18 protein-coding genes and 1 other annotated feature are annotated in these 20266 nt (G+C 53.8%); of the genes, 4 read left to right on the top strand and 14 right to left on the bottom strand.

Annotated elements, in window-relative coordinates; genetic code table 11:
* Positions 1–10 precede the first annotated feature (10 nt).
* On the bottom strand, positions 11–937 hold the full coding sequence (gene ribF, locus C7433_RS07155; protein WP_110267861.1) for a bifunctional riboflavin kinase/FAD synthetase: 927 nt from the start codon (positions 935–937) through the stop codon (positions 11–13).
* 317 nt (positions 938–1254) lie between these two features.
* Between ribF and rpsT the strand changes: the two genes are divergently transcribed.
* On the top strand, positions 1255–1518 hold the full coding sequence (rpsT, locus tag C7433_RS07165; RefSeq protein WP_006117633.1) for a 30S ribosomal protein S20: 264 nt from the start codon (positions 1255–1257) through the stop codon (positions 1516–1518).
* 345 nt (positions 1519–1863) lie between these two features.
* Here the strand turns inward: rpsT and nhaA are convergent, their stop codons facing one another.
* The 6 genes from nhaA to tal form a co-directional block, all read right to left on the bottom strand.
* Positions 1864–3042, bottom strand: coding sequence for a Na+/H+ antiporter NhaA (gene nhaA, locus C7433_RS07170; RefSeq protein WP_006117632.1), 1179 nt, complete (start codon positions 3040–3042; stop codon positions 1864–1866).
* Positions 3043–3278: 236 nt separating this feature from the next.
* A complete protein-coding gene (gene dnaJ, locus C7433_RS07175; RefSeq protein WP_006117631.1) occupies positions 3279–4421 on the bottom strand; it encodes a molecular chaperone DnaJ in 1143 nt (380 codons plus the stop codon).
* Between the two features lie 102 nt (positions 4422–4523).
* Positions 4524–6434 (bottom strand): molecular chaperone DnaK, encoded by a 1911-nt coding sequence (gene dnaK, locus C7433_RS07180; protein WP_039338776.1) that lies wholly within the window; start codon positions 6432–6434, stop codon positions 4524–4526.
* Between the two features lie 408 nt (positions 6435–6842).
* Positions 6843–8150 carry an MFS transporter gene (locus C7433_RS07185; protein ID WP_110267862.1) on the bottom strand — a complete coding sequence of 436 codons (1308 nt, stop codon included), beginning with the start codon at positions 8148–8150 and terminating at the stop codon, positions 6843–6845.
* A gap of 104 nt (positions 8151–8254) precedes the next feature.
* Positions 8255–8842 carry a molybdopterin adenylyltransferase gene (gene mog, locus C7433_RS07190; protein ID WP_006117627.1) on the bottom strand — a complete coding sequence of 196 codons (588 nt, stop codon included), beginning with the start codon at positions 8840–8842 and terminating at the stop codon, positions 8255–8257.
* A 116-nt stretch (positions 8843–8958) separates the two neighbouring features.
* Positions 8959–9912 carry a transaldolase gene (tal, locus tag C7433_RS07195; RefSeq protein WP_006117626.1) on the bottom strand — a complete coding sequence of 318 codons (954 nt, stop codon included), beginning with the start codon at positions 9910–9912 and terminating at the stop codon, positions 8959–8961.
* A 207-nt stretch (positions 9913–10119) separates the two neighbouring features.
* Here tal and yaaA point away from each other — a divergent pair, with 207 nt between their 5' ends.
* On the top strand, positions 10120–10893 hold the full coding sequence (yaaA, locus tag C7433_RS07200; protein WP_110267863.1) for a peroxide stress protein YaaA: 774 nt from the start codon (positions 10120–10122) through the stop codon (positions 10891–10893).
* Positions 10894–10945: 52 nt separating this feature from the next.
* On the opposite strand, the gene thrC is transcribed toward yaaA, so the two are convergent.
* The 5 genes from thrC to C7433_RS07225 all read right to left on the bottom strand — a co-directional run bounded on the left by thrC (position 10946) and on the right by C7433_RS07225 (position 16671).
* Positions 10946–12229 (bottom strand): threonine synthase, encoded by a 1284-nt coding sequence (gene thrC / locus C7433_RS07205; protein ID WP_006117624.1) that lies wholly within the window; start codon positions 12227–12229, stop codon positions 10946–10948.
* Between the two features lie 3 nt (positions 12230–12232).
* Entirely contained in the window at positions 12233–13162 is a 930-nt protein-coding gene (thrB, locus tag C7433_RS07210; RefSeq protein ID WP_006117623.1) for a homoserine kinase, read from the bottom strand.
* Positions 13163–13164: 2 nt separating this feature from the next.
* A complete protein-coding gene (gene thrA / locus C7433_RS07215; RefSeq protein WP_110267864.1) occupies positions 13165–15627 on the bottom strand; it encodes a bifunctional aspartate kinase/homoserine dehydrogenase I in 2463 nt (820 codons plus the stop codon).
* Between the two features lie 25 nt (positions 15628–15652).
* Positions 15653–15772: a sequence feature (Thr leader region), on the bottom strand.
* Positions 15711–15779 carry a thr operon leader peptide gene (gene thrL / locus C7433_RS24100; RefSeq protein ID WP_071988721.1) on the bottom strand — a complete coding sequence of 23 codons (69 nt, stop codon included), beginning with the start codon at positions 15777–15779 and terminating at the stop codon, positions 15711–15713. It overlaps the preceding feature by 62 nt.
* A 187-nt stretch (positions 15780–15966) precedes the next feature.
* Positions 15967–16671: a tRNA/rRNA methyltransferase gene (locus C7433_RS07225; RefSeq protein WP_110267865.1), complete on the bottom strand. Its 705-nt coding sequence runs from the start codon at positions 16669–16671 to the stop codon at positions 15967–15969.
* Between the two features lie 601 nt (positions 16672–17272).
* On the opposite strand from C7433_RS07225, the gene arcA reads away from it, so the two are divergent.
* Positions 17273–17989: a two-component system response regulator ArcA gene (gene arcA, locus C7433_RS07230; protein WP_006117620.1), complete on the top strand. Its 717-nt coding sequence runs from the start codon at positions 17273–17275 to the stop codon at positions 17987–17989.
* Between the two features lie 40 nt (positions 17990–18029).
* Here the strand turns inward: arcA and creA are convergent, their stop codons facing one another.
* On the bottom strand, positions 18030–18503 hold the full coding sequence (gene creA, locus C7433_RS07235) for a protein CreA (RefSeq protein ID WP_006117619.1): 474 nt from the start codon (positions 18501–18503) through the stop codon (positions 18030–18032).
* Between the two features lie 197 nt (positions 18504–18700).
* Between creA and robA the strand changes: the two genes are divergently transcribed.
* On the top strand, positions 18701–19567 hold the full coding sequence (robA, locus tag C7433_RS07240) for an MDR efflux pump AcrAB transcriptional activator RobA (protein WP_006117617.1): 867 nt from the start codon (positions 18701–18703) through the stop codon (positions 19565–19567).
* Positions 19568–19613: 46 nt separating this feature from the next.
* Here the strand turns inward: robA and gpmB are convergent, their stop codons facing one another.
* Positions 19614–20261 carry a 2,3-diphosphoglycerate-dependent phosphoglycerate mutase GpmB gene (gene gpmB, locus C7433_RS07245; RefSeq protein ID WP_033740218.1) on the bottom strand — a complete coding sequence of 216 codons (648 nt, stop codon included), beginning with the start codon at positions 20259–20261 and terminating at the stop codon, positions 19614–19616.
* Between the last annotated feature and the right edge of the window lie 5 nt (positions 20262–20266).

Below are 20266 nucleotides of genomic sequence, written 5' to 3' on the forward strand. Positions count from 1 at the left end.
TTTGCTCAGGTTACAGGCCAAAAAATTGTCGGGCCGTTACCGTGTCTTTCGCAATTTGCTCTTTCAACGCGTCCAGTGAAGCAAAGCGCTGCTCGTTTCGTATTTTCTGCTTCAATACCACATCAATGTGGCGACCATAGAGATCCATATTGATGTCCAACAGGTGAACTTCAAGCTGTTGGCGTAAACCTTTTACTGTCGGGCGCGTACCAATGTTGGCGACGCCGGGCAGGGGTTTCGGCCCCAGGCCCTCGACTTCTACCGCATACACGCCTTTGACCGGCGAGACGCAGCGGCGTAAAGGGAGATTGGCAGTAGGGAATCCCAGCGTGCGTCCCAGTGCATCACCGTGCACCACGCGCCCTGAGATACTGAAAGGATGGCCCAACAGCGACTGCGCCAGCGCCAGATTGTCCTCAGCCAGCGCCTGACGCACCGCTGTGCTGCTGATGCGTTTACCGCCGTCGCAAAACGTTTCTGTGCTGACGACGTCGAAACCGTATTCTACTCCGGCTTTCTGTAATAGCAGGAAATCCCCCTGCCGACCAGCGCCAAAGCGGAAATCATCCCCAACGGCCAGGTAGTTCACGCCCAGTTTGCTCACCAGCAATTCGCTGATAAAACTTTGCGCCGAGCGTGCGGCGAAGCGATGATCGAACCGCACGCACAGCACATAATCCACGCCGATTTCTGCCAGGTACCTGAGTTTTTCGCGCAGGCGGGTCAGTCTGGCAGGGGCATTGCCACCGGCAAACAGTTCCAGCGGCTGAGGTTCAAATACCATCACCATGACCGGCAATTGACGCTTCCGGCCTTCTTCCATCAACCGCCCCATCAGCGCCTGATGGCCGCGGTGCACACCATCGAAATTACCAATGGTCAGAACGCAGCCGTGATGCTGCGCATTAAGATTATGAATACCGCGGATAAACTTCATGGCTGACTCAAACCGGTGGAAATCGGCGGATTATACCCTCGAAAGCCGCCGAGGTTAACCCGTGAACACGCCTTTCATGCGTAACAGGCCGTATTTACCGGCACGCAGAGCCACAAAGAGAATTTTGTTGCGAAATACTGTATTCAGGACACAGAAGCTGGTAGAATCTTGCGCCATCAAATACGTAACCGAGTGTCGTGCAGGTTATCACTTGTGAACGACGCTTATTTGCACAAATCCATTGACAACAGAAGGTCCAAAAGGCATAGTCCTCGGCCTTTGATTTGTCTCTATCGAACATATTTGGGAGTTGGACCTTGGCTAATATCAAATCAGCTAAGAAACGTGCCGTAACATCTGAGAAACGTCGCAAGCATAACGCAAGCCGTCGCTCTATGATGCGTACCTTCGTTAAGAAAGTATACGCGGCGATCGCTTCAGGCGACAAAGCTGCTGCGCAGAATGCATTTAATGAAATGCAACCAATCGTGGACCGTCAGGCTGCTAAAGGTCTGATCCACAAAAACAAAGCTGCACGTTATAAAGCAAACCTGACTGCACAGATCAACAAACTGGCTTAATCGCCTTTTGTTTATCGCTTTGTTGAAAGAACCGGCTCTGAGCCGGTTTTTTTATGTCTGCGATTCACCGCTGACCTTCCTCTTTCCCGCTTCCTTGCCGGACAGCCCGCGCAGATGGCGAACCGCTTCAAAGCTCGCCTTTCTGTGACAACGGATAGCCCACGGACGACGGGAAAACGCTATCAGGCATAAGCGGTAGGTGCCCATAATTCAGCCTGTGCCGTCCCGATCCGATATCTGCCCTTTTCGCGTTATCCCCGTACGCAAAAAGGTAATCTGTTATATTCGCCCTGGCTGCATAACCGCGTCGGGGAAGGCAAAAAGGAGGCTTACGCCTCCTTTCGTTTACCGCAGTTTATATCGCAATAACGTGTAACCCAGCACGGCCGAGAGCAGTGAACCGCTCAGAATCCCCAGCTTCGAGAATGTCACCAGCTGTTCATGAGCCGCATCAAAAGCCAGCGAGCTGATAAAGATCGACATCGTAAAACCAATGCCGCACAGCACGCCAATCGCCATGATATCGCGCAGCGTCGTGCCATTGGGCAGCACCGCCAGCCTCAGCGTCACCGCCAGCCAACAGAACAGGGTAATCCCTAATGGCTTGCCGATCAGCAGGCCAAGGATGATGCCCAGCGGCTCGGGTGACAGCACATCGCCAAAGGTAATCCCCGTCAGGGAAATCCCGGCGTTGGCGAAGGCAAACAGCGGCAGAATCAGCCAGTTCACCCAGGGCATCAAGCCATGCGCCAGATGTTCAGCCGGCGAGTGACCGTCTTTCTCTTCCAGCGGGACAAAGAAGCCGACGACGACGCCCGCAAGCGTTGCATGGACGCCGGACTTCAGTACCGCAGTCCACAGCACCAGCCCGACCAGCATATAAACGGCGATATTACGCACGTTACACCGGTTCAGGATGGCCAGCACGACAATGGCTCCTACCGCCACGCTGAGGGACGTGACTGAGAGATCGCTGGTATAGAACAGCGCGATAATGATAATCGCCCCCAGGTCATCGATAATTGCCAGCGCCATCAAAAAAACTTTCAGGGCCGTCGGGACACGGCTGCCCAGCAGGGCCAGCACGCCCAGCGCAAAAGCGATATCCGTCGCGGTGGGAATGGCCCAGCCATTGCGGGCGATCTCATCACCGTGATTAAACAGTAAAAACAGGATGGCAGGTGCCGCCATTCCCCCTAAGGCGGCAATAACCGGGAAGACGGCCCGATCGCGGCTGGCCAGTTCACCCGAGATGAGTTCACGCTTCACCTCCAGACCAATCAGCAGGAAGAACAGCGCCATCAGGGCGTCATTGATCCATAACAACAGATTTTTGCTGATATCCAGCTCACCGAAGCGAATCTGCACCGGTGTCTCCAGCAGCGCCTGGTAGCCCTGAGCGGTGGACGCACTGTTCGCGAGAACCATCGCCACCACGGCAGCCAGAATTAACACCATACCGTTGCTGGCATCACTCTCAATAAAACTTTTAATTAAATGCCTGATACGACGAGGTTTTGACAAAATGCACTCCTCCTGAGCGGAAAACACAATGCTGAGCAGTGTAACGATTCACTGAACCTGATAAAAAGCTAATTTATCCGCTTTTACGTAATGTCGACATTTTGGCGACAGCAAAGAGAAGAAGGAAAGCAGGCAAGAGAAGACAGGGCCCTAAGTAACGGCGTACCTCCGCCCTGGTGCTGGCATAAAAAAAGCGGAGAATGTCCTCTCCGCTTTAGTGACATACGTCCGTGCGATTAGCGGGTTAAATCGTCAAAAAACTTTTTCACGCCGTCAAAGAAGCTTTTGGAACGCGGGCTGTTGTGCTCGCCGCTGGGTCCACCAAAGCTCTCTTCCAGTTCACGCAGCAGCGCTTTTTGCTTGTCATTCAGGCTGACTGGGGTTTCCACCACGACACGGCACAGCAGGTCACCTACCGCACCACCGCGCACCGATTTCACACCGCGACCGCGCATGCGGAACAGCTTACCGGTCTGGGTTTCTGCCGGTACCTTCAGCTTCACGCGTCCGTCCAGGGTAGGCACTTCAATCTCACCGCCCAGCGCCGCCATGGCAAAGTTGATCGGCACTTCGCAGTAGAGGTTGTTCTCTTCACGTTCAAAGATCGGGTGTTTTTTCACCGTCACCTGAACGTACAGATCGCCCGCGGGTGCGCCCTGCTCACCGGCTTCACCTTCACCGCTCAACCGAATACGGTCGCCCGTGTCGACGCCCGCCGGGATTTTCACCGACAGCGTTTTGGATTTCTCGACGCGGCCATGACCATGACAGGCGTTGCACGGATCTTTGATCACCGAACCCCGGCCATGACAGGTTGGACAGGCCTGTTGCACGGTGAAGAAGCCCTGACGCATTTGCACCTGGCCTGCGCCATGACAGGTCGAACAGGTTTGCGGTTTGGTCCCCGCTTTGGCACCGCTGCCGTGGCAGACATCGCACTCTTCTAACGTCGGAATACGGATCTCTTTGGTCACGCCGCGAACCGCTTCTTCCAGCGTCAGCTCCATGTTGTAGCGCAAATCTGAACCACGGGCTGCGCGCTGACGGCGGCCACCACCAAAGATGTCACCGAAAACGTCGCCAAAGATATCGCTGAAATCTGCACCGCCGCCGCCAAAGCCGCCGCCGAATCCACCTCCGCCCATACCGCCTTGTTCAAAGGCGGCATGACCGTACTGATCGTAGGCCGCGCGCTTCTGGGCGTCCGTTAAGATTTCGTAGGCCTCTTTTGCTTCTTTAAACTTGGTTTCGGCGTCTTTATCGCCTGGATTACGGTCCGGGTGATATTTCATCGCCAGGCGTTTGTACGCCTTTTTGATTTCACGCTCGTCTGCAGATTTGGCGACGCCTAAAATCTCGTAGTAATCACTCTTCGCCATTTATTTAGCCCTTAACATGATCGCACGGGCGTGGAGAAAACTCCTACGCCCGTGCTGGTTTCAACGGCTGTCAGGGCAACCGTCGCGCCCGGTCAGGGGCAATTATTTCTTATTGTCTTTTACTTCTTCGAATTCAGCATCGACCACATCGTCATCTTTCTTCGCTGACGCATCGTGGGCATCCGCTGCACCCGCCTGAGACTGCTGTGCGGCTTCCATCAGTTTGCTGGAAACTTCCATCAGCGCCTGCATTTTGGCATCGATCTCTGCTTTATCTTCGCCTTTCAGCGCCGTTTCCAGCGCGCTCAGCGCCGCTTCGATTGGGGCTTTGTCATCCGCTGACAGTTTGTCGCCCGCTTCATCCAGCTGCTTACGTGTGCTGTGAGCGATCTGGTCACCCTGGTTGCGGGTCTGCACCAGCTCTTCGAACTTACGGTCAGATTCCGCGTTCGCTTCAGCATCACGCACCATTTTCGCAATCTCGTCCTCGTTCAGGCCGGAAGACGCTTTAATGGTGATCTTCTGCTCTTTACCGCTGTTTTTGTCCTTCGCTGATACGTGCAGGATACCATCCGCATCGATGTCGAAGGTCACTTCGATCTGCGGCATACCGCGTGGCGCAGGCTGAATGCCGTCCAGGTTAAACTGGCCCAGTGACTTGTTGTCGCTGGCACGCTTACGCTCACCCTGCAGCACGTGAATCGTTACCGCAGACTGGTTGTCTTCTGCCGTCGAGAACACCTGGCTGTGCTTGGTTGGGATGGTGGTGTTCTTGCTGATCAGCGAAGTCATCACGCCGCCCATGGTTTCGATACCCAGTGACAGCGGAGTTACGTCCAGCAGCAGAACGTCTTTCACGTCGCCACCTAACACACCGCCCTGTACCGCAGCACCGACCGCAACCGCTTCATCCGGGTTCACGTCTTTACGTGGCTCTTTGCCAAAGAACTCAGTTACTTTAGCCTGAACCAGTGGCATACGTGTCTGACCACCCACCAGGATAACGTCGTTGATGTCCGAAACGGACAGACCCGCATCCTGCAGTGCGACTTTCAGCGGCTCGATAGAGCGCGCAACCAGATCTTCAACCAGCGACTCCAGTTTAGAACGGGTCACTTTGATGTTCAGGTGCTTAGGACCGGTAGCATCCGCCGTAATGTACGGCAGGTTAACATCGGTCTGCTGCGCAGAAGACAGCTCGATCTTGGCTTTCTCGGCAGCTTCTTTCAGGCGCTGCATCGCCAGTGGATCGTTGTGCAGATCGATGCCCTGGTCTTTCTTAAATTCTGCCACCAGATAGTTGATCAGGCGGCTGTCGAAGTCTTCACCACCCAGGTGCGTATCACCGTTGGTTGCCAGAACTTCAAAGGTTTTTTCGCCATCAACGTCGTCGATTTCGATAATAGAGATATCGAAGGTACCGCCACCCAGGTCATAAACTGCGATGGTGCGGTTGCCCTGGCCTTTATCCAGGCCATACGCCAGCGCTGCTGCCGTCGGTTCGTTGATGATACGTTTGACTTCCAGCCCTGCGATACGGCCAGCATCTTTGGTTGCCTGACGTTGTGCATCGTTGAAGTAAGCCGGAACGGTGATAACCGCTTCAGTTACGGGCTCACCCAGGAAATCTTCAGCCGTTTTCTTCATCTTTTTCAGCACTTCCGCAGAAATCTGCGGCGGTGCCATTTTCTGGCCTTTCACTTCCAGCCATGCGTCGCCGTTATCAGCACCCACAATTTTGTAAGGCATGATTTTGATATCACGCTGTACTTCTTCGTCCTGGAAGCGACGGCCAATCAGACGCTTGATCGCAAACAGGGTATTCTGCGGGTTGGTCACAGCCTGACGTTTAGCCGGTTGTCCGACCAGAGTTTCACCATCCTGTGTGTAAGCGATGATCGAAGGCGTGGTGCGATCGCCTTCGGCGTTCTCAAGCACACGCGCTTTGGTGCCGTCCATGACCGCAACACAAGAGTTGGTTGTACCCAGGTCAATACCAATAATCTTACCCATCTAAACATCTCCCACTTAAATTCGTTGCCAGTTTGGGTTGTGAACCTTTTATGTGGGCAGGTTGATGACATTCAACCCGACCTCACATGCTTTTTTTTCCAACGTCCACAACGCTCGATGACAAGTAAATGGGGTCGCTTAGAAGCGCATCAAGGGTTAAATGAAAAAAAATTTTCAACGGCCGCTCAGGCTGCCTTAACCAAGATAATAAACTGACGCGCTCCCTGACGAGAGTGCGGCAAAATGCCGCCTCGAAACAGTCCACGTTTCGGTTCTGTTCATCCATACAATGGGCAGTCCGGGTACGGTACGCTTTTATCTGGCGCAGGGCGCGGCGGCGAGCATCAGACTGCACGCCGCGGCTGGCAGAGAAAAAGAAAGCGCGGAGCCGGGCTCCGCGTACAGGGTTCAGGCCTGCTTGATGCCTTCACTCAGGCAAGGCTCGTGGCTGATATCCTGTCTCAGCCAGACGCTGACGATCAGTCCCACCAGCGCCAGCGCCATGACATACCAGCCAGGCGCCAGGGGAGACACATTCATTAGCAATGTTACGCAAATCGGCGTCAGCCCGCCAAACACCGCATAGGAAAGGTTGTAGGAAAAAGACAGGCCGGTGAAGCGAACCTCGGCGGGGAACGCGCGCACCATGACAAAGGGCACAATCCCGACAACACCCACGCTAAGACCTGCCAGCCCGTAAAGCAAAAACAGGTAATCGGGATGCTGCGGTGCCAGCGAATAGAACAGCCCGCTGCACAGTGCGAGCAATACGCTTCCTGTGCTTAATGTCCGGCTGGTACCGAAGCGGTCCACCAGCAGTCCGGATACGATACAGCCCACACACAGCATAATAATCGCAATGCTGTTGGCTTTTAAGGTCAGCGCCGGCGCCATTCCATGCTGTTTCTGCAACCAGACCGGTGCCATCAAAATCACCACAACGATACAGGCCGACAGCATCCAGGTCAGCAGAATTGAAATCGCTACCGATTTTCGATGTTTCATGACCACGGTTTTCAGCGGCAGTTCCTGCGCCAGCGTTTTGCGCTGCTGCATCTCCACGAAAACCGGTGTTTCATGCAGCCAGCGGCGTAAATACATGGCGCCTAAGCCAAACGCCCCGCCCAGAAAGAAAGGAATGCGCCAGCCGCCATCGTGAATCGCCTGCTGCGTCAGCGTTGTATTAATTAAGGTTGCCACCACCGATCCCAACAGGATGCCAATCGTCAGGCCGGCGGTCAGCGTGCCGCAGGCAATACCAATGCGTTTGTAAGGCACATGCTCCGCCACAAACACCCATGCACCAGGCACTTCACCACCGATAGCCGCCCCCTGCAGCATGCGCAGAAGCAGCATCAACAGCGGCGCGGCAAGACCAATCGACGTCCAGGTGGGCAACGCGCCCATTGCCAGGGTGGGTAAGGCCATCAGCAATATGCTCAGGCTGAACATTTTTTTACGGCCCACTTTGTCGCCAAAGTGCGCCATGATGATGCCACCAAGCGGACGCGCCAGATAACCCGCGGCAAAAATGGCGAACGTCTGTAACTGGCGAAGCCAGTCGGGGATATCGGCGGGAAAGAAGAGTTCACCGATAACGGCGGCGAAAAAAACGAAGATGATAAAGTCGTAAAATTCCAGCGCGCCACCCAGCGCAGCCAGTGCCAGCGTTTTATAGTCCTGAGGTTTCAGGCGCGGCGTCTCAAGTGTGGTCATAGGCGTCCAGAGATAAAGAGAACGGTTGTAAAGCTGTGCTTACTATACCGTCAATTTATCACCACACCAGCCAGGCTGTAGCTTATTCCTGAAAAGCAGAATATTTAGTTATTTATCTCACGTATGGCGCTTTTTGGGCGAAAAGCTGCTACGCATTCCGCGTGGGTTTCGACATAAGGTCCGTCCAGCAACTGTAAACAATAAGGTACAGCTGCAAAAATTCCTGGGACCAGGACGTTGCCCTGCGCGTCTTTCAGCCCCTCCAGCGTTTCTTTAATGGATTTCGGCTGACCGGGCAGGTTAAGGATCAGGGATTGTTTACGAATCACGCCCACCTGGCGCGATAGAATCGCGGTCGGCACAAACTTCAGGCTGATTTGCCGCATCTGCTCGCCAAATCCTGGCATCTCGCGATCGGCCACCGCTAACGTCGCATCCGGCGTCACATCACGACGTGCCGGACCGGTTCCACCGGTGGTCAGCACCAGATGACAGAAGCGTTCGTCCACCAGCTCGCAAATGGCCTGCTCAATCATGGGCTGCTCATCCGGGACCAGTCGCGTTTCCAGCTCAAAAGGCGTGCTGATCGCACCGCTCAGCCAGGCTTCCAGAGCCGGAATGCCCTGATCCTGATAAATGCCGTTCGCTGCGCGATCGGAAACCGAGATCAATCCGATACGTAATGTGTTCATGATGTTGTTCGCTGTGGTTTACCGCAGTGCGGTGATAAGGAAAGGACGTAGTGAAAAGAATAACAAACCGTGACGGAAAGGGAAAACCGTGGCGACGGTGCCGCCACGGTGAACGATTACAGCATTTCTGCCAGCATCTTCTCAAGTTTGCCCTGGTCGATGGCAAAGTTGCGGATACCTTCCGCCAGCTTGGTCACCGCCATCGGATCCTGGTTGTGCTGCCACAGGAACTCTGACTCGGTCATTTTCTCCGGACGCGCTTTCACTTCACCGCTGTAGCTCAGCTTACGCTCCAGCGAGCCCTCGCTTTCAGCCAGCTCCTTCAGCAGCGCAGGTGAAATGGTCAGACGGTCACAGCCAGCCAGCTCAATGATTTCACCGACGTTACGGAAGCTTGCCCCCATAACCACCGTTTCATAACCGTGTTGCTTGTAGTAGTTATAGATTTCAGAGACGGATACCACGCCTGGATCTTCGTGTGGCGCGTACTCTTTTTTATCGGTGTTCGCTTTGTACCAGTCGAGGATACGGCCTACAAAAGGCGAAATCAGATACACGCCCGCTTCCGCACAGGCACGCGCCTGGGCGAAGGAGAACAGCAGCGTCAGGTTACAGTTGATGCCTTCTTTTTCCAGCTGTTCTGCTGCACGAATACCCTGCCAGGTTGACGCCAGTTTGATCAGGATACGATCGTTGCTGATACCGGCATCGTTATAGAGTTTGATCAGGCTGCGTGCCTTGGCAATGCTGGCTTCTGTGTCGTAAGAAAGACGCGCATCCACTTCGGTCGAAATGCGGCCCGGGACCAGTTTAAGGATTTCCAGACCAATGTTTACGGCCAGTTTGTCAGAGACCAGTTGCAGTTGTTGCTCTTTATCGTTGCTCTGCTGACGTGCCCACGCGATCGCTTCATCAATCAGTTTACGGTATTCAGGGATTTGAGCAGCGTTAAGAATCAGAGAAGGGTTGGTGGTGGCATCCTGGGGTTGATACAGCTTCATCGCTGCGATATCACCGGTGTCGGCCACTACGGTGGTCAGTTGACGCAGGGAGGTCAGTTTGTCCGTCATGTTCTTTTCTCTTAGTTAACTGTCAGGGTGATAAAAGGCTGTTGGGATAATATCACGCGGCAACGGCGGTGCAAGGTCGGGGAATGCCGTTTACGATAGCGCGAACGAATGGGAGTGATTTGCCGATCCTTGCGGCTTTTTTGCTACACTCGCAGCAACAATGACTGGCTCTCCCCTTTCTGAAAGGGACTTACTAAGGACGCGACGATGTTGATGGTGATCTCGCCTGCCAAAACGCTGGATTATGAAAGCCCCCTGGCCACGCAGCGCTTTACCCAACCTGCCCTGTTAGAAAAGTCACAACAGCTGATTCAGATTGCGCGTACGCTGTCGCCTGCACAGATCGCGTCATTAATGAGTATCAGCGATAAACTGGCCCATCTGAACGCCGAACGTTTCAACAGCTGGCATCCCGACTTCAGCCTGGATAATGCCCGTCAGGCTATTCTGGCGTTCAAAGGCGATGTCTACACCGGTTTGCAGGCTGAAACCTTTAGCGAACACGATTTCGACTTTGCGCAGCAACATCTGCGGATGCTGTCGGGCTTATACGGTTTACTGCGTCCGCTGGATCTGATGCAGCCGTATCGCCTGGAGATGGGCATCAAGCTGGCGAATCCGGCAGGCCAGGATCTTTACAGCTTCTGGGGCGACCTGCTCACTGAAAAACTGAATGAAGCCCTTGCCCGCCAGGGCGATGACGTGTTGATTAATCTGGCGTCAGACGAATACTTCAAAGCGATCAAACCGAAAAAACTGCAGGCGCGCCTGATCAAGCCGGTGTTTCTGGATGAGAAAAACGGCAAGTATAAAGTCATCAGTTTCTATGCGAAGAAGGCCCGGGGATTGATGAGCCGCTTTATTATTCAGCAGCGCCTGACCCAACCTGAGCAGTTAACCCGGTTTGACCTTGAGGGTTATCGGTTTGTAGCAGAGGAAAGCAGAGACAACGAACTGGTGTTTAAACGCGCCGAACAGTAAACCTGCCCGACGCGCGACGGAATGCAGGAAGGTGGCACGAGCCACCTTTCTTTTATTTCAGCAAAAAGGCACGCAGTGAGGCAAAATCTGCCTTCATGGTATGCGACAGCAACGGCAGATCGGCACGCTCTGCAAGTTCAGTCGGCAGCGCCAGCTTCTGCTCCAGAATACTTTCCACGCTCTCCAGGAACTTCGCCGGGTGCGCCGTGCCAAGGAATAAGCCGTACTCGCCGTCCTGTAACTGGTCACGCAGCAAGCGCCAGGCAATCGCCGCGTGCGGCTCTGATACGTAACCCAGTTTCGCCAGATCACGCATCGCTTCGCGCGTCACCGCGTCGGATACCGCGCCGTAGGCTAAATCACTCAGGCGCCAGGTTTTGCGACGGAACAGCTCCTCAACGCGCGGCCAGTTATTCGGCTGGCTCACATCCATGGCGTTCGACAATGTCGCGACGGTCGCGTTAGGCTGCCATTCGCCGTTGCCAAGAAAGCGCGGCACCGTGTCATTGGCATTCGTTGCCGCAATAAACCGCTTGATCGGCAGCCCAAGTGACTTCGCCAGCAGACCTGCCGTCAAATCACCAAAGTTGCCACTTGGTACAGAGACGACCAGTTGATTACGTTTTTCCTGCGGCAGTTGCGCGACGGCTTCAAAGTAATAACAAATCTGCGCCAGCAGACGGCTGATGTTGATGGAGTTGGCTGAGTTCAGGCCGATAGCTTTCTTCAGTTCCTGATCATCAAAGGCCTGTTTGACCAATGCCTGGCAGGCATCAAAATCGCCGTCAATCGCAATGGTTTCGATGTTGCCGCCCAGCGTACAGAACAATTTCTCCTGCAACGGGCTGATTTTGCCCTGCGGATACAGGATCACGACGCGCACATTTTCCATGCCGTAAAACGCATGGGCGACGGCGGCACCGGTATCGCCAGAGGTTGCCGTCAGAATCGTGATCTGCTCATCTGAACCACTTACATAGGACAGCATCTGCGCCATAAAACGGCCGCCAAAGTCTTTGAACGCCAGGGTTGGGCCGTGGAACAGTTCAAGACAGGCGACATCATCGGTCACCGCTTTGATCGGTGCCGGAAAGGTAAAGGCCGTTTTCAGGCGTTCGGTCAGATGCGCCGCCGGCACTTCGTCGCCAATATAGGCAGAGAGGATTTTGCTGCTGCGTGTAACAAAATCCATCTCCAGCATGGCATCGATGTCGGTCAGTTCAAATTCAGGTAGCTCAAGCGGGAAAAACAGCCCTTGCTGTGAACCCAGACCTTGTTTCACCGCCTGGGCGAAGCTGACCTGCTCGTTATGATCCTTAAGATTGTAGAGTTTCATGCGTTATCCCAGTTTACGTGCGCCAGCCGTATCAAGACGGCAGATATGGACGAAGCCTTCATCGTTCTGCAGATAGTGCTGGCTCAGCCAGTCGGCCATCTGCTGTGCCGTTTCCATCTGGTTGCAAATGGCAAAGAGCGTGGGGCCAGAGCCCGAAATACCGCAGGCCAGCGCCCCGATATCCTGAGCAGCCTGACGTGCCTGGGCAAAGCCCGGTAACAGCTGAGTCCGGTACGGCTCAGCAATCACATCCTGCATCAGTTTAGCCGCCAGCGCGGGTTGGCGCGTATGGCAGGCATGAATGAATCCGGCCAGCAGTCGGCCGTGCTTGATGCAGTCCTGCTTCGCGTACTGCGCCGGTAAAATCGCCCGCGCCTCCGCTGTTGACACTTTGATGCCCGGATAGGCCATCACCCACAGCCAGTCGTCAAAGCCTGGCACCGCCTGGGTAATGATCCCATTTTCCTCGATCATCAGTTGAATACCGCCAAGGAAGCACGGCGCGACATTATCGTAATGTACGCTACCGGAAATGCGCCCTTCCAGCTCCCCCATTAACGTCAGGAGCTGGTTGTCATCCAGCGGTTTGCCACAAAATTCGTTCATGGCCATCAGACCCGCAACCACGGAACAGGCGCTGGAGCCCAGCCCCGAGCCTATAGGCATGTTTTTTTCCAGCGTGATCGCCACCGGCACGCTTTTGCCAATGGCTTCGCAGAACCGCTCCCAGCACTGATAAACGATATTCTCTTTAGGATCGCTGGGCAGTTTACTGACAAAGCGGCCAGTATTGCTCAGGCTAAAGCTGTCGGCCGCCTCGACCGAGACGCAATCTCCCAGCAATGAACCATCCACTGGCGAGACCGCCGCGCCCAGCACATCAAAGCCCACGCTGACATTGCCTATTGAGGCCGGCGCATGAATTTTTACCATCATTACACTCCCAACTTCCACGACAGTGTGCGCAGCAGATCGGCGAACACGCCCGCTGCTGTCACGTCATTTCCTGCACCGTATCCGCGCAACACCAACGGAATGGGCTGATAATAGCGGCTGTAGAAAGCCAGTGCATTCTCACCGTTTTTCACTTTAAAAAGCGGATCGTTACTGTCTACTGCCTCGATCTTGACTTTGCACGCTCCGCCTTCTTCGATCACGCCGACCAGACGCAACACTTTGCCCGCCTCACGCGCCTGCGCCACTCGGGCGGCAATCGCCGCATCGACGTCGGGCAGTTGCTGCATAAACTGCTCAACATCGGCAATGGCGGTCAGGTGCGCTGGCAGCAACGGCTCAATCTCAATGTCGTGCATTTCGTGTTGATAGCCGGCTTCGCGGGCCAGAATGAGCAGCTTACGCGCGACATCCGTGCCGGATAAATCGTCACGCGGATCCGGCTCAGTGAATCCCATTTCGCGCGCCATGCGCGTGGCCTCCGACAGCGAGACACCTTCATCCAGTTTGCCAAAAATATACGACAGCGATCCCGACAGAATACCGGAGAAGCGGATCAATTCATCGCCTGCATTCAGCAAATTTTGCAAATTTTCAATAACGGGCAAACCGGCGCCCACGTTAGTGTCGTACAGGAACTTACGGCGCGATCCGGCAGCGGCGGCGCGCATCTTTTGGTAATATTCCCATGACGCGGTATTCGCCTTTTTATTCGGCGTCACTACGTGGAAGCCCTCAGCCAGGAAATCCGCGTACTGGTCGGCCACCGCCTGACTTGATGTGCAGTCCACAATGACCGGATTGAGCAAATGATACTCTTTTACCAGACGAATTAAGCGTCCCAGATTGAACGGCTCTTTGGCCTGCTCCATCTCGCCTTTCCAGTTACTAAGATCAATACCGTGTACATTGGTTAACAGCGCACGGGAATTGGCGATACCGCATACGCGCAAGTCGATATGCTTCTGTTTGAGCCAGGCCTGCTGGCGATGCAACTGATCCAGCAGCGCGCCGCCCACACCGCCAACGCCCACCACGAAGACTTCAATCACCTGATCGGTGGCAAACAGCATCTGGTGCACCACGCGAACACCGGTGGTGGCGTCGTCATTGTTTACCACGACGGAAATTGATCGTTCAGACGAGCCCTGTGCAATCGCAATGATATTGATATTGGCCCGCGCCAGCGCAGAGAAGAACTTGGCTGAAATCCCGCGCAGGGTACGCATTCCGTCACCCACGACCGAGATCACCGCCAGATTTTCGATAACGTCCAGCGCATCCAGCAGACCATCTTTCAGTTCAAGATAGAATTCGTCCTCCAGCACGCGACGGGCGCGGGCCTGCTCGCTCTGAGGAACGCAGAAGCTGATGCTGTATTCAGACGAAGACTGGGTAATGAGCACCACAGAAATGCCGGTGCGCGACATGGTGGCAAAGACGCGGGCCGCCATGCCCACCATGCCTTTCATGCCCGGACCGGAGACGTTAAACATCGCCATATTGTTCAGGTTGGTGATGCCTTTGACCGGATACTCATCCTGCTCGCCGTTGCCGCTAATCAGCGTACCTGGCGCCTGGGGATTGGCCGTGTTTTTGATCAGGCAAGGGATTTGAAACTGCGCGATAGGTGCGATAGTGCGAGGATGCAGAACTTTGGCCCCGAAATAGGACAGCTCCATTGCTTCCTGGTAAGACATGGATTTGAGCAGGCGCGCGTCCGGAACCTGGCGCGGATCGCAGGTATAAACCCCGTCCACATCGGTCCAGATCTCACAGCAATCGGCCCGCAGGCAGGCCGCCAGCACCGCCGCTGAATAGTCAGACCCGTTGCGGCCCAGCACCACCAGTTCACCCCGTTCGTTACCGGCGGTGAAACCAGCCATCAGGATCATGTTTTCTGTTGGGATCTGACTGGCTTCAATGCGGCGGGTTGACTCGGCGATATCCACGGTTGATTCCAGATAATGACCGATGGCCAGCAGTTTTTCGACCGGGTCGATCACGCTGACGCCATAGCCACGGGCTTCTAACAGCTTTTCCATAATGGCAATGGAGAGCTTCTCGCCCCGACAGATAATGGCCGCATTGACGCTGTCAGGGCACTGTCCTAACAGGCTGATGCCGTGCAGAACCTGTTTAAGTTGCGCAAATTCGCTGTCAACACGGCTTTTCAGCCCCTCATAGTCGAAACCGGGTTGTGCCTCGGCCAGCCCCTGCAGCAGTTCTGCGAAGATGCGCGTCGCATCACTCAAATTGGGCAACGTATCCTGACCGCTGATGGTTTTTTCAATCATCGCAACCAGGTGGTTGGTAATCTTTGCAGGTGCAGAAAGCACGGTAGCAACCTGTCCCTGTTGCGCATTACTTTCCAGAATATCGGCGACGCGCAGAAAACGCTCTGCATTGGCCACCGAGGTCCCACCGAATTTCAGCACTCGCATGATGTCAACTCTCCTGATTTTGAGTCAAAAAAAAACCCGCACTCGTGAGGTGCGGGCTTCTTTTTTTGTTTTTCCTGGATGCGTCAGCCCGCCCCGTTACCCATGGTAATGGTGGTGGTAATAATTGTGGTGTTCAGGCTGTGATTACGCATTCAGATTTATTTTCTGTCTGTCATTGATTGTCCGTCTGGTTCTAAGAAGTAAATCAAAGCGCACATCAAGTCAACGGTTTTATCCTTTGTGCAAAAAAAACTCGCCATGCTTAGCGTGTGATTGCAGGAAAAAAACCTGGCGAATCGTTTGGTATCGTGCGCTTAATTAACATCTGTCACTAAATAGTTACGCATTCCCCGAGGATTTCTCTGCGAGCTTTTTTTCCACATCATGTAACAGGCGATGCAGCATTGCACTGTCGCGCTGTTCCAGCAAACCAATACGCTGATTAATCCAGTCTGACATTTTGATGTCGTCGCTGACATCCAGTTGCTGGAGTAGCTGCGTCAGACGCTGGCGCAACGCATGCAATTGCTGCGCATCGGCAAGCGGCGTAACGGGTGCTGTGACCTGGTTAAGGGCCGCTAACTGATAACAGTACACCATCACCGCCTGCCCGAGATTTAATGAAGGATAGTCCTGCGCCATAGGGATCCCGGTGAGCAGGTCAACCTGATCCAGTTCCTCGTTGGTCAGCCCACTGTCTTCGCGACCAAACACCAGCGCCATGCTGTCTACCCACTGCCGCTTTTCAAGCAACCGGGCTTCAACCTGCTGGGGCGTGGCGTAATAACGGAACCTGGCGCGACTGCGCGCGGTGGTGGCGACGGAAAAATCGATATCCGCCAGCGCATCAGCCAGCGTAGCAAATGTTTTCACGTTATCCAGAATGTCCCCCGCGCCGTGCGCCACACGGCGCGCAGCCGGGTCCTGCCAGGCATCGCTGGCGACAATGCGCAGTTCACTAAAACCCATGGTTTTCATGGCACGGGCCGCTGCGCCGATATTTTCCGGCCGGGCGGGCGAGACGAGGATAAGAGGAAAAAGCATGATCATTCCATCAGTAAATGTAGACGGTGCAGTGTAACATGTAGCGTGATATTAAGAGGTATAAGCTTTGAGGTTAACACCCTGAAATACATGTTAAAACACGTTAAAAAAAGCCATTGCGTCCTTTTTTATCATAAAGTGCACATTATCAGAAACTTCAAAATAAAAGCCTTTCAATTCAGCCCTCTGTGATAGTAAGTTTCTAACATCCCGTTTTGTGCTGTGCTGTGCCTGTCGGTACAAAAATGACGTGTAATCGCCTTCTGCGTCAATTTTTCGGGATGTTTTTCACAGAAATGTTAACGTGCTACAATTGCATTTGATATAAGTCAACGAAGCGTTGTTTTTATGCTTAGCAGTTGTTGTTATTGCTGTTAGGTTGCTGTTAAGACAGTTAGTATATGTTTCAATTTATTATTCCGCAGGGCATGGAATTGTCGTTACGGCTGGCTGAGCGAACACGGTTGTTGACCTTGATAAAAGCTTATCACAATGACTTTCGTACAACGGTTCAGCAAAGCTTGCCGTTCTCCGCACTGGAGAGCACCTAACCGCTGTACGCCCTGTTTTCAATTTAGTTGGCAAAATTAGGTAGCTAAACATGCAGACCCCGCACATTCTCATCGTTGAAGACGAACTGGTCACGCGTAATACCCTCAAAAGTATTTTTGAGGCGGAAGGTTATGTCGTGTATGAAGCGACCGATGGTGCAGAAATGCATCAGGTATTGACCGACAATGATGTCAACCTGGTTATCATGGACATCAACCTGCCGGGCAAAAACGGCCTGTTACTGGCGCGTGAACTGCGTGAGCAAGCTAATGTGGCATTAATGTTCCTGACAGGACGCGATAACGAAGTTGATAAGATCCTTGGACTGGAAATTGGCGCAGACGACTACATCACGAAGCCATTTAATCCGCGTGAGTTAACTATTCGTGCACGTAATCTGCTGTTACGCACCATGAACTTACCGCTGCCTAATGAAGAGCGTCGTCAGGTCGAGAGCTATAAGTTCAACGGCTGGGAACTGGATATCAACAGCCGTTCATTGATCAATCCCAACGGTGAGCAGTACAAACTGCCGCGCAGTGAGTTCCGCGCCATGCTGCACTTCTGCGAAAATCCCGGCAAAATTCAGACCCGTGCTGATTTGCTGAAAAAAATGACCGGACGCGATCTGAAACCTCACGATCGTACCGTTGATGTCACCATCCGCCGTATTCGTAAACATTTCGAATCCACACCGGATACGCCAGAAATCATTGCTACCATTCACGGTGAAGGCTACCGTTTCTGCGGTGACCTGCAAGAGTAACGGCCTCAGAAAAACGCCCTTTCGGGCGTTTTTTTATGCGTTAATGCCAGGGCATAATCGGCACGGCACTCAGCGCATTTTTCGGTGAACCATCCACCACCTTATCCGAATACGCCAGGTAGACCAGCGCATTGCGCTTGCTGTCAAAGAAGCGGACAACCTGCAACTTTTTAAAAATCAGTGAAGTACGCTGGCGAAACACAACGTCACCCTGCGCTTTTCCTTTGGCGATCTTATCACTTAACTCAACCGGTCCGGTTTGCTGACAGGAAATAGCGGCGTCAGACGTGTCCTCTGCGAGTCCCAGTCCGCCCTTAATCCCGCCCGTTTTCGCCCGACTGATATAGCAGGTTACATTTTTAACATCAGGATCATCGAACGCTTCCACCACAATTTTGTGGTCCGGCCCAAACATCTTAAATACGGTATCGACCGAGCCGATCTCTTCGGCCAGCAGCGAACTGGAAAATAGCAGACCAGCGAAGGTGGCGATCGCAAGACGAGTTATTGTCATGAGTTACCATTGCAAATGTAATAGATGAGCATGTAATGTACTGTCAATTGATACAATAACCAATGCAAAAAGGGTATAAACTCCCGCGTTAGTGAATAGTACAACTACCCCAATCAAAGCCGATCACGTCTTTACGCTATAAGTACTATTATTCGTCGACTTCATTTAGCTGCGCCACCAGAGTATGAGGATGTTTTATGGACCAAGCCGGTATCATTCGCGATTTGCTTGCCTGGCTGGAGAGCCATTTGGATCAACCCCTTTCACTGGATAACGTTTCCATTAAGGCAGGTTATTCTAAATGGCATCTACAACGGATGTTCAAAGATGTCACCGGGCACGCCATCGGCGCTTACATCCGGGCACGGCGTCTTTCTAAAGCCGCCGTCGCGCTTCGCCTGACCAGTCGCCCGATTCTTGATATCGCCTTACAGTACCGGTTCGATTCCCAGCAGACCTTTACGCGTGCCTTTAAAAAGCAGTTTAATCAAACCCCTGCATGGTATCGCCGTTCATCTGACTGGAACTCCTTCGGCATTCGCCCACCGATTCGTCTGGGCAATGACACGCTGCCGGAACACCAGTTCGTTACGCTGCCGGAAACCGTACTGTTTGGTCAGACACAGAGCTACACCTGCACGCTGGAACAAATTTCCAAATATCGTGATGAAATGCGCCTCCACTTCTGGCGGCAGTTTCTGCTGGAAACGGATACGGTGCCGCCAGTGCTTTACGGTCTGCACCAGGTCCGTGCCAGTCATGAAAAGGATGATGAGCAGGAGATTCTGTATACCACGGCGGTGCCTGTGGACAGCGCAACGAATATGCACTCCGGGCAGAACGTCAGCCTGGAAGCAGGCGACTATGTGCAGTTCAACTATGCAGGTCCCCGCGTAGATTTGCAGGAATTTATCCTGTTACTGTATGGCACCTGCATGCCGACACTGGGACTGACTCGCCGTCAGGGCCAGGATATTGAACGTTTTATTACCCATGGCGGAAAGAAACGGACCGAACCCCCAGCAGATATTAAGTGCGAGTATCTGATCCCGATTCGCCGTTAATCGCGTTTGTGATTATGCCGTCGCGATGACGGCATGATCTGTCAACTTACCGCTGAAGTTCGTCCAGCGCGGGCTCGTCAAGATGCGAAATATCTCCCGCCGTTTCGACCACCCAGCCCGCTGCCAGCCAGGCGCTTTGTTGATGATCAACGCGGGAAATCGAACAGTTACGCAGACGAAGACGACGTTCCGCATACGCAGGCAATCCCAGAATGGTGCTCACCAGCACGCCCAGCGCCATACCATGGCTGACAATCAAGGGGCGGCTGCCAGCCGGTAACGCCAGGCAGGCATTCAGGGCATCCTGCATACGCTGCGCCAGTTCTGTCATAGATTCGCCCTGCGGAATACGGCCACCCTCAGTGCCGTTAACCAGCGACGCGCGCCAGCCCTCTTCTTCCGCACTCAACTCGTCCAGCAGGCGTTTTTCCAGCACGCCCATATTCAGTTCGCGCAGGCGGGCGTCAAAGGTGACATCGCAGCCGCAGGCATCGGCAATGATTTCTGCCGTACGTCGGGTACGTCCTAAGTCGCTGGAAATGATATGGGTGATACCTGCGTGTTTAATCCGTTCACCGACCTGACGGGCCTGGTGCTCGCCTTTTGCCGTCAGCGGACTGTCGGAGTGCCCTTGAATGCGGCGTTCTGCATTCCATACCGTTTCACCGTGACGAACAAGATAGACCTGTAGCATGCGTA

Origin of the sequence: Pantoea sp. PNA 03-3, from assembly GCF_003201175.1 — a bacterium.
GTDB lineage: Bacteria > Pseudomonadota > Gammaproteobacteria > Enterobacterales > Enterobacteriaceae > Pantoea > Pantoea stewartii.

What these genes read in the sequence shown, in the direction of transcription:
- arcA (WP_006117620.1), top strand. Translation starts at nt 17,273, where the DNA reads ATGCAGACCCCGCACATTCTCATCGTTGAAGACGAACTGGTCACGCGT.
- gpmB (WP_033740218.1), bottom strand. Translation starts at nt 20,261, where the DNA reads ATGCTACAGGTCTATCTTGTTCGTCACGGTGAAACGGTATGGAATGCA.
- tal (WP_006117626.1), bottom strand. Translation starts at nt 9,912, where the DNA reads ATGACGGACAAACTGACCTCCCTGCGTCAACTGACCACCGTAGTGGCC.
- robA (WP_006117617.1), top strand. Translation starts at nt 18,701, where the DNA reads ATGGACCAAGCCGGTATCATTCGCGATTTGCTTGCCTGGCTGGAGAGC.
- dnaJ (WP_006117631.1), bottom strand. Translation starts at nt 4,421, where the DNA reads ATGGCGAAGAGTGATTACTACGAGATTTTAGGCGTCGCCAAATCTGCA.
- creA (WP_006117619.1), bottom strand. Translation starts at nt 18,503, where the DNA reads ATGACAATAACTCGTCTTGCGATCGCCACCTTCGCTGGTCTGCTATTT.
- C7433_RS07225 (WP_110267865.1), bottom strand. Translation starts at nt 16,671, where the DNA reads ATGCTTTTTCCTCTTATCCTCGTCTCGCCCGCCCGGCCGGAAAATATC.
- thrA (WP_110267864.1), bottom strand. Translation starts at nt 15,627, where the DNA reads ATGCGAGTGCTGAAATTCGGTGGGACCTCGGTGGCCAATGCAGAGCGT.
- C7433_RS07185 (WP_110267862.1), bottom strand. Translation starts at nt 8,150, where the DNA reads ATGACCACACTTGAGACGCCGCGCCTGAAACCTCAGGACTATAAAACG.
- thrC (WP_006117624.1), bottom strand. Translation starts at nt 12,229, where the DNA reads ATGAAACTCTACAATCTTAAGGATCATAACGAGCAGGTCAGCTTCGCC.
- mog (WP_006117627.1), bottom strand. Translation starts at nt 8,842, where the DNA reads ATGAACACATTACGTATCGGATTGATCTCGGTTTCCGATCGCGCAGCG.
- yaaA (WP_110267863.1), top strand. Translation starts at nt 10,120, where the DNA reads ATGTTGATGGTGATCTCGCCTGCCAAAACGCTGGATTATGAAAGCCCC.
- dnaK (WP_039338776.1), bottom strand. Translation starts at nt 6,434, where the DNA reads ATGGGTAAGATTATTGGTATTGACCTGGGTACAACCAACTCTTGTGTT.
- thrB (WP_006117623.1), bottom strand. Translation starts at nt 13,162, where the DNA reads ATGGTAAAAATTCATGCGCCGGCCTCAATAGGCAATGTCAGCGTGGGC.
- ribF (WP_110267861.1), bottom strand. Translation starts at nt 937, where the DNA reads ATGAAGTTTATCCGCGGTATTCATAATCTTAATGCGCAGCATCACGGC.